Origin of the sequence: Bacillus sp. LLTC93, from assembly GCF_002993125.1 — a bacterium.
Taxonomy (GTDB): Bacteria; Bacillota; Bacilli; order Bacillales; family Bacillaceae; genus Bacillus; species Bacillus zhangzhouensis.
Genome location: NZ_PVME01000004.1, coordinates 319941 through 336799, shown reverse-complemented (window position 1 = coordinate 336799; position 16859 = coordinate 319941). Strand labels below are relative to the sequence as shown.

At 41.6% G+C, this 16859-nt stretch carries 12 protein-coding genes and 1 riboswitch; all 12 genes read right to left on the bottom strand.

Annotated elements, in window-relative coordinates:
- Nucleotides 1-292, bottom strand: a 292-nt coding sequence (locus C6W18_RS15255) for a T7SS effector LXG polymorphic toxin (RefSeq protein ID WP_262982648.1), incomplete at its 3' end; no start/stop codon positions are given.
- Between the two features lie 234 nt (nt 293-526).
- Nucleotides 527-2248, bottom strand: coding sequence for a pyruvate oxidase (locus C6W18_RS15250; protein ID WP_034324746.1), 1722 nt, complete (start codon nt 2246-2248; stop codon nt 527-529).
- 70 nt (nt 2249-2318) lie between these two features.
- Nucleotides 2319-4145 carry an APC family permease gene (locus tag C6W18_RS15245; RefSeq protein ID WP_105928111.1) on the bottom strand — a complete coding sequence of 609 codons (1827 nt, stop codon included), beginning with the start codon at nt 4143-4145 and terminating at the stop codon, nt 2319-2321.
- A gap of 112 nt (nt 4146-4257) precedes the next feature.
- Nucleotides 4258-4402: riboswitch (cyclic di-AMP (ydaO/yuaA leader) on the bottom strand.
- A gap of 66 nt (nt 4403-4468) precedes the next feature.
- Entirely contained in the window at nt 4469-6559 is a 2091-nt protein-coding gene (locus C6W18_RS15240) for a cellulose biosynthesis cyclic di-GMP-binding regulatory protein BcsB (protein WP_105928110.1), read from the bottom strand.
- A gap of 4 nt (nt 6560-6563) precedes the next feature.
- The gene (locus tag C6W18_RS15235; protein WP_373465717.1) at nt 6564-7787 is read right to left on the bottom strand and encodes a glycosyltransferase family 2 protein; all 1224 of its coding nucleotides are present in this window, start codon (nt 7785-7787) and stop codon (nt 6564-6566) included.
- A gap of 37 nt (nt 7788-7824) precedes the next feature.
- Complete coding sequence (locus C6W18_RS15230; RefSeq protein WP_105928108.1) at nt 7825-9540, bottom strand: DUF2334 domain-containing protein; 1716 nt, start codon at nt 9538-9540, stop codon at nt 7825-7827.
- The gene (locus C6W18_RS15225; RefSeq protein ID WP_034324737.1) at nt 9530-10381 is read right to left on the bottom strand and encodes a GGDEF domain-containing protein; all 852 of its coding nucleotides are present in this window, start codon (nt 10379-10381) and stop codon (nt 9530-9532) included. The genes C6W18_RS15230 and C6W18_RS15225 overlap by 11 nt, the downstream gene beginning before the upstream one ends.
- On the bottom strand, nt 10362-11444 hold the full coding sequence (locus tag C6W18_RS15220) for a glycosyl hydrolase family 8 (protein ID WP_034324736.1): 1083 nt from the start codon (nt 11442-11444) through the stop codon (nt 10362-10364). The genes C6W18_RS15225 and C6W18_RS15220 overlap by 20 nt, the downstream gene beginning before the upstream one ends.
- Nucleotides 11445-11641: 197 nt before the next feature.
- The gene (locus tag C6W18_RS15215) at nt 11642-13828 is read right to left on the bottom strand and encodes a DNA topoisomerase III (RefSeq protein WP_105928107.1); all 2187 of its coding nucleotides are present in this window, start codon (nt 13826-13828) and stop codon (nt 11642-11644) included.
- Nucleotides 13829-13900: 72 nt separating this feature from the next.
- Nucleotides 13901-14956: a tartrate dehydrogenase gene (locus tag C6W18_RS15210; protein WP_105928106.1), complete on the bottom strand. Its 1056-nt coding sequence runs from the start codon at nt 14954-14956 to the stop codon at nt 13901-13903.
- A 98-nt stretch (nt 14957-15054) separates the two neighbouring features.
- A complete protein-coding gene (locus C6W18_RS15205; protein WP_105928105.1) occupies nt 15055-15987 on the bottom strand; it encodes a DMT family transporter in 933 nt (310 codons plus the stop codon).
- A complete protein-coding gene (locus C6W18_RS15200; RefSeq protein WP_105928104.1) occupies nt 15977-16804 on the bottom strand; it encodes an AraC family ligand binding domain-containing protein in 828 nt (275 codons plus the stop codon). Before C6W18_RS15200 ends, C6W18_RS15205 begins: the two co-directional genes overlap by 11 nt.
- Between the last annotated feature and the right edge of the window lie 55 nt (nt 16805-16859).

The following is a 16859-nucleotide window of genomic DNA, read 5'->3' as shown; positions in this document are numbered from 1 at the left end:
TTTTGATACCCATATGGACTGCATTGTCTAAAAAGTGTTCTTCTACGAAGGTATCGCCGCCAAAGCTCGTATCATCAAGTGTACCCGAAACACCTTCATGAAAGGCTTTTTGCTTATCAATGAAGCTGATAAACATGTCCACATTACCTGCTAGTTCTTTATAAAAACTTTTAATGTTATCGGCACCTTTTCCAGTAAAATCATCACCGAGATTTGCCATGCCTTGTAAGGCTTTTTTCAAATCAGTCATTTCTTCACGGAGTGCCTGATAATGTTTTGCCCTTGTATCCATGGCACTTGTTAGTGCTTTTGCATCAAGTATCTTGCCCAGAAAAAGCCACTCCCTCCATTATTGATCATAAAGTCTATTTTACCTTTCTCAGCTAGTTGGAAAAATAGGCTTTAAGTTACAAAAATAGTTTCCAAATATTTTTAGAGAGAATAAAACAAGTGACAATTGAAATATGTTTGCCCATTCATCACAAAAAAAGCCAGCCCTCTTTTTAGAGGACCGACTACGTTGTGTTTAAAAAAAGCGTTTTAGACTTTTCTTAAGTGGAGGGATATCCAGCTCACCTTTTTCAAAGAATTTTTTCAATAAATACTTACTAAAGCCTGCTGCTTGTGTATACGTAATTTTCCCAGGTAGTGGCGGTTCATTGGTCACAGCGACATCAATAATGACTGGTTTATCGGATTGAAGTGCTGTATCAAAGGCTGGTGCTAGTTCTTCATGTGTTGACACTGAGATTCCTTTGCCGCCACATGCTTCTGCAAATTTTGCAAAGTCGATATCTTCTAGCTCTATACCGTAATTGATATTTCCCTTTACCTGCTGTTCATATTCAATCATTCCAAGGTTGTTGTTATTTAAGATCACGACAACGATCGGAAGCTTATATTTTACAGCTGTGACGAAGTCTTGCATGACCATTGTGAAGCCTCCGTCACCACAGACAGCAATGGCTTGGCGATTCGGTTCGTTTAATTTAGCCGATATGGCTCCAGGTAAACCGCAGCCCATTGTCGCAAGCCAGCTGGAGATAATGAAATCTTGTTTTTTCATTTCGAAATGGCGTGCCATCCATACCGTCACATTGCCGACATCAACTGAAAGAATGGCATCATCTTCGACTGCTTCTTCTAATCTAGCGATGACTTGTTGCGGTTTAAGTGGTGATGTTGCAACGGATTTTTCCTTATCCATTTCTTCTCGCCACTTCATCATATGCTCTGTACAAGCTTCAAGAAAACCACGCTGTTCTTTATATTCAATATAGGAGGTCAGTTCATGCAAACCATTCTTGCTGTCACTTACTATTCCCACTTCTACCGGATATCTTTTACCGATTTGATCTGGCTTTATATCCAATTGAATGGCAGGTGTGTCCTCCGGTAAGTAATCCCTATATGGAAAGGAGGTTCCGAGCATGATTAAGAGATCACATTCTTCCATCGCTTCATATGCTGGTTTCGTTCCAATTTGACCTAGGTTTCCTAAAAAGTACGGATGCCTGTCTGGAACAACTCCTTTTGCAGGAAGTGTAATGACGATAGGTGCAGCTGCCTTTTCAGCAAATGCAAGAAGCTCTTCTTTCGCATTTTTTAATCCTTTACCTGCTAAGATAACTGGCTTCTTCGCATTGTTAATGAGCTGAGCAGCCTTTAGCAGTTGATCTTTCTTTGGCCGCATCTCTCCCTCTACATAAAGAGGAGATGTATAAACGGGCTTACGCTTAATTTTTTGAGAAAATAAATCATCCGATACGGTGAGAACTGCCACGCCTTTATGGGTATAGGCTGCTTTGATGGCTTGATTTAATAAGTCTGGCAGAGCTTCTGCTGTTTGTACCTGCTGATTAAAGACAGCTACGTCGTCAAACATCCGCTCTAATTTGATTTCTTGAAATGCGTCTCTGCCTACTTCGCTCGAAGCAACCTGCCCTGCAATCGCTAAAACGGGCGCACCATCTGCTTTTGCATCGTATAGTCCATTTAATAAGTGGACAGCACCGGGTCCAGCAATTGATAAGCAAACTCCGAGTTTACCTGTTAGTTTGGCATCAGCCGCTGCTGAAAGTGCTGCCACTTCTTCATGTCTCGTTTGTATGAATTGTATTTGGCTTGATTCATGCCTTAGTTCTTCGATCAATTCGTTTATACTGTCGCCAGGCATTCCATAAATATGTTTCACGCCCCACTCTTCCAGTAGCGCTGTTACTTCTTTTCCTGCGGTTCTTTGCGGCATGTGAGAAAACTCCTTTTTTCTTACTCCATACCACCGCACCCTTTTGATCAAACGTTTCAACTTGCGCCTGTTACTTTTTAAAATGATATGGAAGGGTGGCGACAATAATATCCCGCTTCCATAACAAACGGAATCTTAATAAAAAAGCAGATTGATTATGCAAGATGGTGTGCCATCTTTTTTTCGGGATGAATTGAGGCACGAGCACCATCACTTTATATTGATGCGCATTTGCTTTTGCCTCAATTGTTTCAAGAAATTTATCAAGAGGGTGAATGAGACTTCGATAAGACGAATGTAAAATCACAAGACGCACATCACTATTCAGCTTTTCCCAATCTGCTTCAATTCTCTTGTCTTTCTCTTTATCAAAGGAGACGTGAACCGCTATGACCTGACCTGATAAGGATTTTGCATATTGAACAGATTGTTCGACGACACGAGTTACTCCTGCTATTGGTACGATGACCACGTTTCCTTTGATCTCAACCGGCTCTGTTTCATTCAATAAACGCAGTTGTTCTCCTACAGACAGGTAATGCTTTTTGATGGCATGAAAGATCAATAGAACGATTGGCATGAAAACAAATAATGGCCATACAAGATGGAACTTAGTCAAAATGAGAATCATGAGAACCGTGAAAGAAATAAGTGCTCCCACTATATTGATTGGCATTTTCGTTTTCCAACCCTGTGGTTTTTCACGAATCCACTTTACACACATTCCGGTCTGAGACAAGGTAAATGGAATAAATACACCGACAGCATATAGCGGAATCAGGTGCTCAGTTTTCCCATCAAACAGCCAAATGAGCAGCATGGAGGCTACGCCTAAAAAGATAATGCCATTGGAGTAACCAAGTCGATCTCCTCTTACAGTAAACATACGCGGCATATATTTATCCTTAGCTAAGTTAACAGCCAATAAAGGAAAGGCTGAAAAGCCGGTATTTGCTGCTAGTATCAAAATTAAAGCCGTGACAGCCTGTATGACATAATAGAAAAATGTACGCCCAAATGTGTCTGATGCAATTTGTGACACAACCGTTTCTTCTGGCTTTGGTGAGATGCCAAAGCCAAATGCAAGCAATGTCACACCTACAAATAGAACGGCCAGTAATCCACCCATCATCAGTAATGTTCTCGCTGCATTTTGTGCTGCTGGTTTTTTAAAGGATGGAATCGTATTTGAAATGGCTTCAACTCCAGTCAGAGCAGAACAGCCAGATGAAAATGCTTTTAATAAAAGAAATAATGTAATGCCTGATACATGTGTGCCAAACGCTGTATGCTCAGGTGCTGGCGGCACTTGCCCTGTTAATAGTTTAAAGCCGCCGACTCCAATTAAAATAAGAAGTGAGAATACAAACAGGTACACAGGATAAGCCAAAATAGATGCCGATTCCGTCAATCCACGAAGGTTGAGCACCATAATCACGATGACCAATACAATTGAAATCAAGACGTGATATGGATATAGTGCTGGAAAAGCTGATGTGATGGCATCAGTACCCGCTGAAATGCTCACTGCTACTGTTAAAATATAATCTACCAGCAATGATCCTCCAGCGATCAGCCCGGGTTTTTCACCTAAGTTCCTGCTAGAGACGATATAAGCCCCGCCGCCTTCTGGATAAGCATAGATAATCTGCCGGTAAGATAGAATTAACGCCATTAAAAGAATTAATACACAACCTGCAATCGGGAGTGAGTACCAGAACGCCGCCGCACTGACGACTGATAGAACAATCAAAATCTGTTCTGTACCGTATGCAACTGATGACAATGCGTCTGATGACAATAATGCCAAAGCTTTGATTTTTGATAGTTTTTGTTCTCCTGCTGCCTGTGATTTTAATGGTTTACCAATTAAAATACGCTTCATCAAACTGTACATGTGTTGCCCGCTCCTTTAGTGTCAAACGATTTAAGTTACAAAAGATGGATCGCCAAAAAGACACAGAGGCAATAGAATGCCCCTGTGCCTATAGTTTAGATCACAGGTTGGTCTTTGCTCTCTTTAACGCTTACGAGGTTAGCTGACGGATTCGGGCGCATGAGACTTTGCCCTACCTTAAAAGGATTCACCCCACGTGGTGTTTTATACCACAATTGGTTCCCCCGCTCATCGAAATGATTCAGCGATTGGTCTTTTATAAAAGAGATCATACTCCCGTTTGACACCAAAGTAAAGAGATTTTTTCAAGGTCTTTTGAGCGTTTAAAACTCAGTCTTTTTACGGTTTTTTCGTACGAAATAGATAATCATTGCAAGCACAAAAAGGATTAGTGCAGCTATACATACAAAGTAGATCCAAGACTCGCTGCTGCTTTGTTTTTCACCTGTTTTTAGGTCGCTTGATGCGCTGCTGACCGTTTGATGATTAGAGAACATGTCTTTGTTTTTGCTCTCTATCGCAACTGTTGAAGTCTCCGTATTTGTTTGAAGGAAATGAATCACTTCATTTGAAACGTCAGCTTCAGCTGCATTCATTCCTGAAAAGACCGTCATTGTCTGTTCTTTATTCCAAACAGATGGCTGCGTCCATACAATACGAGCAGTTGTTTCATTGATCATGCCAAAAGAGGATACATCGTATTGATCCTTTTTCGTTGGAACGATCAGATCGCCTGCTTTTTCTTTTAAAAGAGAGAACGTTTGAATGCCCCCGATGAAAATGAGAGCGTGATTTTTCAATTGTTCATTTGTCACATTAGAGGCTTTGATCAAATGATATTGAGCAGCTTCTGGCTGACTAAATGATTCTGTTAGCATCGCCATTTGATTGATCGTTTCACGTTTGATTTGATCTGGCATGATGATCATTGTTTCTTCTTGCTGCGTCATTGAAGTGAAAGGACGCGGCCATGTGGCTAAATCCGGTGTATTACTAGTTGTTCCTTCTGGAATTTGAAGGGAGCTGTTCTTATCAATGAAAATCCAGCCTTCTTCATCCGTATGCCTGCAAGATTCCATGTTTTTAAAACCAGTTGTGACAAATTGCAAATCAATATATTCATTTTTTTGCAGTACCTTTGCATCTACTGGAACCGACACATGATAGAAACCATTTTCATCTTTACTGCCTAGTTTTGTTAGTGGTACGTCGTGCGGTTCGTCATTGATCATCACAGTTAACCGTTCTGTTTTGCTTGCTGCATTAGACTTTTTAAATGACAGATTGAGCTTTGCGCCTGATTTTTGGTTAGCAATCAATGCTTTCGAATAATAGTAGTGATCAGACGCCGTCTTTTTGGTCCCAACAGTGACATCATCTCCACCAAAATCTTTTAGACGAATATGGTGAGATGGCTTAGTGGTTTTAGCTACGACCTTTTGAAGCATTAAGTTCGTGCCAGTGAGTTGACCTGTCAGTTCTGGCTGAGTGAGGACATTGATTTTTTCAGCAATTGTTCTTGGCTGGTCAGCTGTGACAAATAAGACAGGCTGTTCTTTTTTCTTTGCTATCAGGGTTCTAACCGCTAAGGTGAGATGATTGCTTTCTGTTTGAATCTCGGCAGCTTGCTCAATCAATTTCATTCGTCCATTCCAGCTTCCTTTTGCTCCCACAGCAATGGTTGGATGCGCAATTTGCTGGATGTCCTTCTCTTGAATGAGTTTGATGTCTGCTAGGCGATCTTTGTTTTTCAATGTACGGTATATCTTGATGGCGGCTTCTAATTCAGCCTCATCTGGTGTATTTGGAAGCACAATATTTGTTTGCTCTTTCTGATCACCTGTTTGAATGAAAGGTGATGGGAAGCTGTCTAATGTAAGGTCTTTCGTTTGAGTTCCTTTGAATGCCAGCTTACTTTCAGGATATACCTTTAGCCAATTGGCAGGTGTCTCTTGGTTGATACACACACCTTCTTTTAAGACGCCGTAAAATGCGAGCTGAATTCGATGAGATCCTTTTTTCAGTTGTGCTTTGTTTAATTTGATTTGAATCGATTTCTTTTGGTTTTTCCCTGATACGGGGATGGTCTTTTCAATCTCTCCATCAATCATGACAGTGAATGAAGATGGCGAAATGAGTAATGGAGAAGCCTCTATATTCAATGTAAGAGTGCTAGACTCTACTTTTTCTTTGTCAACTTGATAGGAAAATTCAGTACGGTCTTCTTGTCCGTATAAGGTCACCACATCTTCTGTTAAGTGCTGCGTTTCTGCTTTACTTCCTTTTGATGAACGTACCCAATCATCTTTTACCTGTACTTTATTTGATTGCGCCATTGCTTGACCTGTCATGAAAAAAGGCTGAATGGCAAGGGATAAAGCCAATATAAAAATCATCCATTTTACCGATTTCAATTTGTCACCCGCTTTTCTTTTGTTGTTGATCGTAACGCTCTGTTTTGTACCATTTCACTTCTTGTTTCAATAATCGACTCTTCGCCTCTACACATAAGGAGTACACAACAAGCGCAATCCATACTTGAGAATAGGTGAAGTACATGAGAGCCACAATGAGAATGTTCTGTTTGGTCAGCTCTGTTTTCTCAATACTTAATGTAATCATCACTTCTGTTAGAAAGAGGAAGAAGGCCAATCCCCATAGAATCAGTGCAACAGTCCCTACAGATAAGTGAAGATCAACAAATAAGTTCACGATAAATATGCCATTTGAGAGCAGTACACCGAAGAAAAACAAGAAATACGTAAAGAAAAAATAAAACAAATCGAAAATCATTCGTTTTCGTTTTAGCTTCATAAACTGCCTTAAAAATTTAAGTACAACATATTGATTGCCTCTAGCCCAGCGCGTTCGCTGCCGCCACCAGACCTTCCAAGTCTCAGGCTCTTGTTCCCATGTGATCGCAGCAGGGAAAAATCGAATCACATATCCCAGGTTATAAACACGGATCGTTAATTCGGTGTCCTCAGCCAAAGCATGAACATCCCAGCCGCCAAGCTCTTCTAAGATGTGCCGGCGGATCGCGAAGTTTGTGCCTGGTATGGTCGTAATACCAAACCATTTCCATCTCCCGCCCTGCGCCATCCATTGGAAGCATATGGTCTCAATGTTAATGAATTTGGTGAGCAGATTTTTAGTTGCATTGATGACCCTGAATTTCCCGACAACAGCGCCAGCTTTTGGATCATTCAATAATCCAAGAACTAAATGATAGACAGCCTTTTGTTCAGGCGTGTTATCTGCATCGTATACGCAAATAACTTCTCCTGTAGAAGCCTTCAAGCCTTCATTCAGTGCAGTGGATTTCCCCTTTCCTGCAAATGGCGGCTTCGTTTCAATCATATGGACATGATCATATTGCTCACTGAATGATTGTACGATGTCTCCGGTACGATCAGAGGAATTGTCATTAATCACAATGATTTCAAGAAGATGTTTTGGATAGGATAGCTGAACCATTGCTTTTAACGTTTGCCGAATGACCACCTCTTCATTATGAGCAGGAATAAGAATACTGACGGTCGGCAGCTCTTTCCCTTGTTTCGTCCATTTAGGCAGCACTTTTTCGTAGGTTAGATAGTGCTGAAAGCCGCCCTGCATCAGAAACATATGGTATAGGAGCATGATCCAAATCAGTATTAATGAAAGATAAAATAAGACATCAGCCACCTGATTTTCTCTCCTTAAAAATTCGTTTTTTCATTGTCAGCCTTAAATACAATGTGTAAAAAGCAAATGCCACAATAAATAGCAGCACCACGACTGTGAGAATTCGCAGCATATTTTCCATGCCGCTTCTTTTGACTGTTTTTGTTTCTGCTATGTTGGATTGCTGGACTTGAATCTGTCCATTACCTGATGTTTTGATCTGTACATGTTCGGTTTGGACAGTCTGTTTTGTTTTCTTTAAATCCAGCCATTCACTAGAAGGGATCGCCTCCAACTGTGTCATCAGATCCTGTAGACCATCTATGCCCGATTCCACATCATAGGACAGTCCAATCGTGGCAGATTGAATATGTTGCATGGATTGAATCGTCTGTTCCGTCAGAACGTTTGAACCCTCTTGGTCAGACGCTGTATCCACAGGTTGTTCAGGATATAAGGTCATGCCATGGAGCATGGCTGGTGTCGCCATAAATGGCGGTGCACCACTTGTTTTCCATGTGCGATCCGAAAGCTGTACCTGTCCAAATAGACTTGAAACATGCCGAGAAATCACTTGATAGCCTTGTTGAGATATGGCATCATGCGGAACTTCAAATGCAAGTGGATAGAGCCCTTGCTGCGTTAGAAGCTCAATGCCTTTTGTCAGTTTTTCTTCTGTATAGATGACTTCTTGGTGCTGAGCGGATTTGGTATAAGCATCGAAGTCTTTTTCATTTGGAAAATGGCTTTTACTCAGCTTCTTTTCAGCTTTCTTCGATTCATTTGAGGTAATAGACTGATCGTACTTTACATCCCAAAACTCAAAGCCCTGACCAGATTCCTCAGTTCGATACGTACGGCTAAATCCATGAAGAATCACGCTAGCTCCGTTGCTTTGGAATTGTTTCAACACATTCACAAGGTGAGGACGGTCATTCAGTGTCACTTCATCACCTGTTGCCGGATCAATCCATACAGGGGTCACTGCTACAAGAAAAGGAATATGCCGGGCGAATACGTATTGTCCAAGTTCAAGCAACTTCTTCTCGTTAGTGGCTGGACTGATATTCCCTAGCCGTAAGTATTTTGTCGTCACTTGATCAGAAGACGGCAGGAGTGTTTCTAGCACTTCTGCAAGAAGCTTGCTCTGTTGCACTACATCTAACATTCCGATATAAGCCGCACCTTCTATTGTTTGAACCACAAATGGCAGAGCAGCTTGATTTTTCTTCAATAGAAATTCACTTTGCAGATTTGCCCCTTGAACCGATAGTGCTGTGATACCTCTCTCAAGCTGACGATAGGTCTGATCATGTGTACGTTTGATTTGACTGGTGTGATCTTGTTTATGAAAAGTGAGCTTAGAGAATGTGCGTAACTGTTCCGCATTGCATCCAATGGCCATTAAACGTTTAGATTTGTTGATCGCACGAATGGTTTGTTTTGGCAATGCTTTCTTTACTTCACCGATATAGATGACTTGCTGAAATTCATTGAGCTTCTTTTTAGCCATTTGTTCATCGGATACAATCGTCGTTCGTTTGGTAAAATGACCGACGAGTAAATCAAGCATATGAACAGCTGGGGTCACTTCACCCGATTCTGTCGAATAAATAATAAGGGTATTCGGCTGCGCAACATGAGCTTCGGCTGAATATATGTGTTTGAACGAGAGCATCAAAAAAAGAGCGATCAACAAACAGCATTTCATCAAAGGATTAAAGTTCATTCATCATCATCTCGTTTTCTAGTTCTTCTAAAAATTGCTCTGGTGTACGATAAGCCGAGCTGCTTGTTAAATGACAGACATGAAATGTCAGGGTCACCTCACGACCGTTTAGTAAGACATGCGTTTGCAGTTTATCCTTTAGCTTATCAAGGACGACAGAAACGTTTTCTTCAGGTGTGTGGGTGAGCATCAGACCCATTCGTTCTTCGGATAATCGAAATTTCTTATCGGTTTCTCTCACACTCTCGCGGATCTTGATACTCAATTGCTGAAAAAGGTGCTGCATTTCTTTTTCGCCATATAACGATTTGAATTCTGCTGCGTAGTGCATATGAAGAAGGATAAAGACAAATGGCTGTTTGTATCGTTCTGCCCGTTTCATTTCCTCGGACAATTCCAGCTTCATCCGCTCTGCATTGTCAAACCCTGTTGTCGAGTCAATCGCCACAAATTGTTTGATTGCCTGCTTTTGTTGTTCAATGGTGTGACGCATCGTCTTGATACGCTCATGCATGTTCCCTGCTGAAATAGCGAAAAAGAGGAGTGCCACGCCCCAGATCACCACATCTTGCAATGTTTGATTGGTAAAGAGCGGATTCGTGTGTCCAAGCTCTGTAAAGAACATGACACTTCCTATAAAGAACAAAATAAGTAAGGTGAAAATTAATGCTGGTAAAATACCAAATAAAATGCCGCATCCTAACACGACAAATGTCAGCGCGATGATCATGAAGCTCTCCGCATCATGTACGTTTAAGTAGCCCATAAACAAAATAAGACCTGCAAACGTGAGGAGCAGAGAATAATACAAGCGATACGTATTACTGAATAACCGATTCATTTAGAAGCTCCCTTTCTGCAATAAGAGGCAATAAATTATCAAATGAGTGTGTTTCTTTTTCGTTCATGTATCCTCCGTAATAAGGCTTGAGAGGATCTTGGATTTGTAATTCTTTCATTCGGTGATAGACATCTTTTGCAAAATCCAGCTCTCCTTGATTGAGAGCATATAAGATCACCAGTGCATATACCGAAGGCGATTCATACGTCACAGCTGGCTTCAATGAGTTCAGCTCATATCGTCCGTACAGTTTTCCTTCTTCTTGAAAATTCGTTTTTAGCCATTTCATGATCTCAGATGTATCAACCTGTGCATGTTCGGCATGGAGAGCCGTATAAAGTTGATCAATCAAGTTGATTTCTTGATCAAATGAGTAGGCTTTTTTCGCTATGTCATAGGATTTAGGAAAGAACCCTTTTTGTCTCGGTGCATTTTTTAGAATGGCCAATTGGTTGATCATCGTTTGTTTCGTGAATATTTGGAGGGATACCAATTCTTTGATTGCTTTTGGGTCCATATATGAGAGTGTGATTGTGTGTGAAGTTTGCTTTGTCGATGCATCATAATAATCGGTGAGTATGCCCTTGAACATGTTGTTGTCTTTTAGCGCTTGTGCGATTTCTTTCGCTGTGGTCTGATATGCTGACTTCTGCCACAATTGATCTGCCTTTTGAAGTGCTGCCACTACACGTAAATCATCGACTAAAGCATTGACCTTACTTTTTTGTTGTGATTCAATTTGCCAGCTGAGAAGATCATGATTTAGTAAGAATTGAGTGTGCAGGACGTCTACCTGTTGGTCAAAAGATGGTTGATCTTTTTTTTGAACAAGATAATCCATCCAAAGTCCAAGCGATTCAGATAAGTAAATATGCTGCTCTGCAAAAGAGGTGCGAATCATCCCTTGGTCTGTCATTAAGTGATGAGTGATAAAGTATTCTCCCGGCAATACCGGCTGTACTGATTCTGGATGAGCTGGCTCTTGCTGCTGTTTCCAGGTACATCCGCCTAGAAGAATCACAATAAGTATAACGATAGCTGTACGATGTATGGATGTATCCATTCGCGTCCCCTTTCATCTCCCAGTTTTGTTAGCTCTAACGATTTATTATAGAGCGTTTCTGTTTAAATTCAAATAAATATTTTATACCAAATTACGAGCCTTTTCGCATAGTTACTCCCAATTTCAGAAAAAAAAACCTGCCGATATGCTTGATTTTAATAAAAAACCCATGCGATTTCGCACGGGTTTTTACACAACTATTGATCTAATTTTAGTTTCTTTAATTGTTCAGCTAGTGCGTTATTGATCGGTTCTTCCACTTTGTTTTGTTTCTTCATATATTTAGACACATCGTGCTTACTGGCTCGTTTTTGATTGGATTGTGATTTGCGTTTCTCGAAAACAGACAGCTTCTCTCTATGTCCGCACACACAAGCAAAGATTTTGCCATCGCCTTCTCCGCGCAGCTCGAGTTTTTTATGACAGTTCGGGCAGCGTGCATTTGTTTTCTTCGCCACGTTTTTTCGGTGTCCACATTCCCGATCCTGACAGACGAGCATTGTGCCATTTTTCCCGTTCACTTTCAGCATGAGTTTTCCGCAGTCAGGACAATGGGTTCCAGTGACGTTGTCATGCTTAAATGTTTGGTTCGTCTGTTTGATTTCAGTCACTGCTTGTTTTGCATATGACTTCATTTCACTCATAAATTGAGAAGCTTTCAATTGGCCTTTCGAAATTTTTGAAAGCTTTTGTTCCCATTCAGCAGTTAAAGCAGGGGACTTCAAGTCTTCAGGCACTAAAGAGAGGAGCTGCTTCCCTTTTGATGTGATGAAGATGTCTTTGCCCTTTTTCTCAATTAAGAAGCTATTAAACAGCTTTTCAATGATATCGGCTCTTGTTGCCACTGTTCCTAGACCACCCGTTTCACCAAGGGTTTTCACTAGGTCCTTTTCCTGGTTCTGCATAAATGCCGCCGGGTTCTCCATTGCAGATAAAAGGGTCCCTTCATTAAAACGGGCAGGAGGCTTCGTTTCTCCTTTTGTTTCTTTCAGCTGTCGTACTTCAAGGGACTGGCCTTCTGAGAGTAGCGGCAGATGCTGATCTGCTTCGGTTGATTCCTCGTCTTCATAGGAATCATCGTACACGGCTTTCCAGCCAGCTGATTGCACGGTTTTCCCTTTTGCTGTGAACGTTTCACTGCCTATCTTGGCGATAACAGTTGTTTCCTCGTACTCAAAAGGTTTCATAAGAACCGCAAGGAATCGTTTGGCAATCAGATCATATAATTTACGCTCTTTATCACTTAATACACCAGGATACAGCTCTTCCTCGGTTGGAATGATCGCATGGTGATCCGACACTTTGGCATCGTTGACGAAGCCTTTGTGCGCGTTAATACCTGATTGTAAAATACGGTTCACATGTTGTGCGTACGGTCTGACGTTCATTCCTTTTAACCGATCCTTTAATGTGGGAACGATATCCGCTGAAATAAAACGTGAATCTGTACGCGGGTAGGTGACAAGCTTATGCTGCTCATAAAGCCGTTGAAGGGTAGACAGTGTTTCTTTCGCCGAAAAGCCATAGCGTTTGTGGGCGTCACGCTGCAATTCTGTCAGGTCATATAACCCTGGAGCAAAGGCCTTTTTGGCTGCTTTTTTCAGCGCGTCAATCACTGCCGGTTTTCCTTTGCAGCCTGCCAAGCGCTCTTTAATCAGATCCTCTTGGAATGTACGGTTTTGCTTTGTTTTGGCATCCTGCCAGGTCAACGTAAGTCCATCTACTTGTGCAGTCAGTCCAAAGAACGGCTTCGGCTGAAATTGCTGAATGTCTTCCTCTCGCTTTGCGATCATGGCAACGGTTGGTGTTTGCACCCGTCCGCAGGAGAGCTGTGCATTGAACTTGGTCGTCAGTGCTCTTGTCGCGTTGATCCCTACAATCCAGTCTGCCTCTGCACGTGCGACCGCTGAGCGATACAGGTTATCATATTCTCTGCCGTCTTTTAATCGTTTGAAGCCTTCTTGAATGGCTTTGTCCGTGACAGATGAGATCCATAGTCGTTTTAATGGCTTTTTCACATGCGCTTTTTCAAGAATCCATCTTGCGACAAGCTCCCCTTCACGTCCAGCATCTGTTGCGATGACAATGTCTTTTACATCTTTTCTTGCAAGCTGAGCCTTTACTGCTTGGAACTGTTTGCCTGTCTTTTTCATCACCACAAGCTTGAGCGGCTCTGGAATGATTGGCAAATCCTCTAAACGCCAGGATTGAAATTCTTTTCCGTAGCCTTCTGGATCAGCCAGTGTGACCAAATGGCCAAGCGCCCACGTCACAATGTATTGATCTCCTTCTAAAAAACCATTTCCTTTTTTATGACACTTCAGTACACGCGCAAGGTCACGCCCTACTGAAGGTTTCTCTGCTAATACAACTGTTTTTGACACTAGATTTCACATCTCTTTCTTCTATCCATCCTTTTATTATAGCAGACGTGGAGACGCGGTTCTAATGACGGGTTATTTCTTCAATCGTTTGATGATTTCGTTTGTGACCTCTTTTGTTTGATAGGCTCCGCCGATGTCTGCAGTTAAAAAGCCGTCTGCTGTGATCGATTCAATGGTTTCGAGAAGGTGTGTGCCTAGCTCTTCCTCTCCGAAATGATCAAGCATGAGTTTAGCGGTCCAAATTTGACCGATCGGGTTGGCGATCCCTTTTCCCGTAATATCTGGTGCTGATCCGTGTACCGGCTCAAACATGGATGGGTATTTGCCATTTACATTGATGTTGGCTGCTGGCGCAACGCCAATACTTCCCATAATGGCTGCACCAAGATCAGTCAAAATGTCGCCAAACAAATTGCTGGCTACAATGACATCGAATTTCTCCGGTATTGTCACAAAGAAGGCCGAGAGTGCATCAATATGCTGCGAATCTGCTGTAACCTCAGGGTAGTCCTTTGATACGTCTTGAAACACTTCATCCCAAAATGGCATTGTATGAACGATGCCATTCGATTTTGTTGCACTTGTTACATGCTTTCGTCTCTTTTCTGCTAATTGAAAGGCAAAACGCATGACACGCTCTGTCCCTTTTCTTGAGAAAACAGCATTTTGAATGGCGAGCTGATCTTCCCCTTGATAGATGCGGCCTCCAATTTCACTGTATTCACCTTCACCATTTTCTCTCACAACGAGAAGATCGAAATCCTTTGGCTGGGCAAGCGGTGAGCGTATTCCCTTTAGCTGTTTTGCAGGTCTGACGTTAATCACCTGTTCAAACTCTCTTCTAATTTTAATGAGCAAACCCCAAAGTGATACATGATCAGGCACTAAGTTGGCATCTCCCACAGCCCCTAAGAAAATGCTGTCAAAGGCTTTCAGTTGATCCAATCCATTCTTCGGCATCATTTCGCCATGCTCTAAATAATATTCACAACTCCACGGAAAATCCTGAAAAGTAAAAGACAGACCGCCATGCACTTCTGATACCGCTTTCAACACTCGTACTGCCTCAGGTACAACCTCTTTCCCAACCCCATCACCTGGTATTGTGGCAATTGAAAAATGCTTCATTGATATCTCCCCCTCATCATCGGTCGACCGTCGACCATTTAAGTTGAGTTTACTAAAGAGTCCATGTTCTTTCAATAAACAAAAAGACGCTTTTTTGATCAAAGCGCCTTTTTATTCTGCAGCTGTATCGGAGCTGGCTGTTTTTGTCTACCCGCTCCTTTTTTATCTGAAAGAAGCAAGCCTCCTAACGTCAGTGCCGTTCCGAGCAATGACAAGAGGGTCATTCTCTCTTGAAGAACGATCATTGAAATGACCATCGTGATAATGGGAACCCCATAAATGTACACACTTGATTTCACCACACCCAGCGTTTTCACTGAAAAGCTCCATGTCAGGAAACAAATCGCAGAGGCGAAAAGACCTAAAAACAGCAAATGAAAGGCAAGCGATGGATTCGTCAATCGCTCCCAGTCTAGGTTGATTTTAAAGTGCCAGAGCAGCGGAATCATCCATAGTAATCCGTAAAAAAAGACACGTCTTGTCACCTGAATGATATGGTAGCCGTATTTATTGATGATTTTCGATAAAATAGAATAGAAGGCCCATACAATGGTAGCAGTTAATGCTAGAAGATCCCCAATAGGGTTTAATTGGAACGTCGTCATCCCATTAAAGCTAATAAGGGCAATCCCCGTCATTGCGATGAAAAAGCCAATGAAAAACTGTTTATGTAAAGGCTCATCTTTTAACAAAAAATAGGCCAATAAAAAAGAAAAGAACGGGACAACAGAACTGATGACACCAGCATTTGAAGCGAACGTATAGGTAAGTGCTACATTTTCCAAAAAATAGTATAAGACCACCCCACATAGCCCTGCCAGTGCAAACATCCCTTCATGCTTTTTATGACGTACCTTCATGGTCACCGGATAGATGATCATAAGGGCAAGATACCCAATGAAAAAACGAAGAAATAAAATCTCTGTCGGAGAAAAAACCGCTAATAATATTTTGGTTGATATAAAGGTAGATCCCCATAAAAAAATGGTAAACATGGCCGCTAGATGACCAAGCAGCTGTTTATTTTTCATCAGATGTTACCTGCTTTGCAAAGATTTGCTGATATTGTCCTGGCGTAAGCCCAATAAATTCTGAAAAGAAATGACTCAAATGACTTTGGTCAGAAAACCCGGCGGAAACAGCCGCATCTACAGGTTTCAATCCTTGAGCGAGAAGCTCCTTCGCATAGTTCACTCTGACTGTCTGTAAATAACGATACGGCGTGATCCCCCTGAACTTTGTAAAAGCTCTGAGCAGTGAGTATTTGTTCATCGATACAAGCTCACCTAATTCGTCTAACGATATATTTTTCGTGAGGTGCGCCTCGATATATTCCTGTACGTCTTGGACTTTCTGTTCATTGGTATGCGGTGCTGACGCTTTTTTCTCTGGCATATCAGCATAGGCTTCGATCAGCTGCTTCATGAAAAAATAGAAGGTTTCCTGTTTATTCAAAGCAGGGGCTTCTTCTGTGATCATTTGGTGAAGCTCATATAAAAGCTTGGTCAGTTCACTTTGTGAAAACACAGGGGCTTTAAAATGCGGCTTGTGCTGAAACATCTTCTCCATCACGTCTGCTTCAATATTTAAGCAGCGATAATCTAACGTCTTGTGATCAATTTGTTCACATGCGTGATTATCATATGGATTAAAAAGAAGAATATCTCCCTCTTCAATGATGTATTCTTGATTTTGGCAAATCAAACGTCTTTGGCCGCTTTCAATAAATCCAATCACATAGTATGTATGAAAATGATTCGGGAATTTTTGCATGATGCCATGAAAGCGATACGCTTCTATTTGCAAGTCTTGGTCAAAGTGTACAGTTCGTTCTTCTTGTGTTTTCATTCCGTTCCCCTCTTTTCACTGAACTGATCATTAGTGTAGCACACCGTTTTTCTCT

Coding starts and splice junctions, on each gene's coding strand:
- C6W18_RS15205 (WP_105928105.1), bottom strand. CDS start 15,987: ATGAAAAATAAACAGCTGCTTGGTCATCTAGCGGCCATGTTTACCATT.
- C6W18_RS15230 (WP_105928108.1), bottom strand. CDS start 9,540: ATGAACTTTAATCCTTTGATGAAATGCTGTTTGTTGATCGCTCTTTTT.
- C6W18_RS15225 (WP_034324737.1), bottom strand. CDS start 10,381: ATGAATCGGTTATTCAGTAATACGTATCGCTTGTATTATTCTCTGCTC.
- C6W18_RS15220 (WP_034324736.1), bottom strand. CDS start 11,444: ATGGATACATCCATACATCGTACAGCTATCGTTATACTTATTGTGATT.
- C6W18_RS15235 (WP_373465717.1), bottom strand. CDS start 7,787: ATGCTCCTATACCATATGTTTCTGATGCAGGGCGGCTTTCAGCACTAT.
- C6W18_RS15210 (WP_105928106.1), bottom strand. CDS start 14,956: ATGAAGCATTTTTCAATTGCCACAATACCAGGTGATGGGGTTGGGAAA.
- C6W18_RS15200 (WP_105928104.1), bottom strand. CDS start 16,804: ATGAAAACACAAGAAGAACGAACTGTACACTTTGACCAAGACTTGCAA.
- C6W18_RS15245 (WP_105928111.1), bottom strand. CDS start 4,145: ATGTACAGTTTGATGAAGCGTATTTTAATTGGTAAACCATTAAAATCA.
- C6W18_RS15250 (WP_034324746.1), bottom strand. CDS start 2,248: ATGCCGCAAAGAACCGCAGGAAAAGAAGTAACAGCGCTACTGGAAGAG.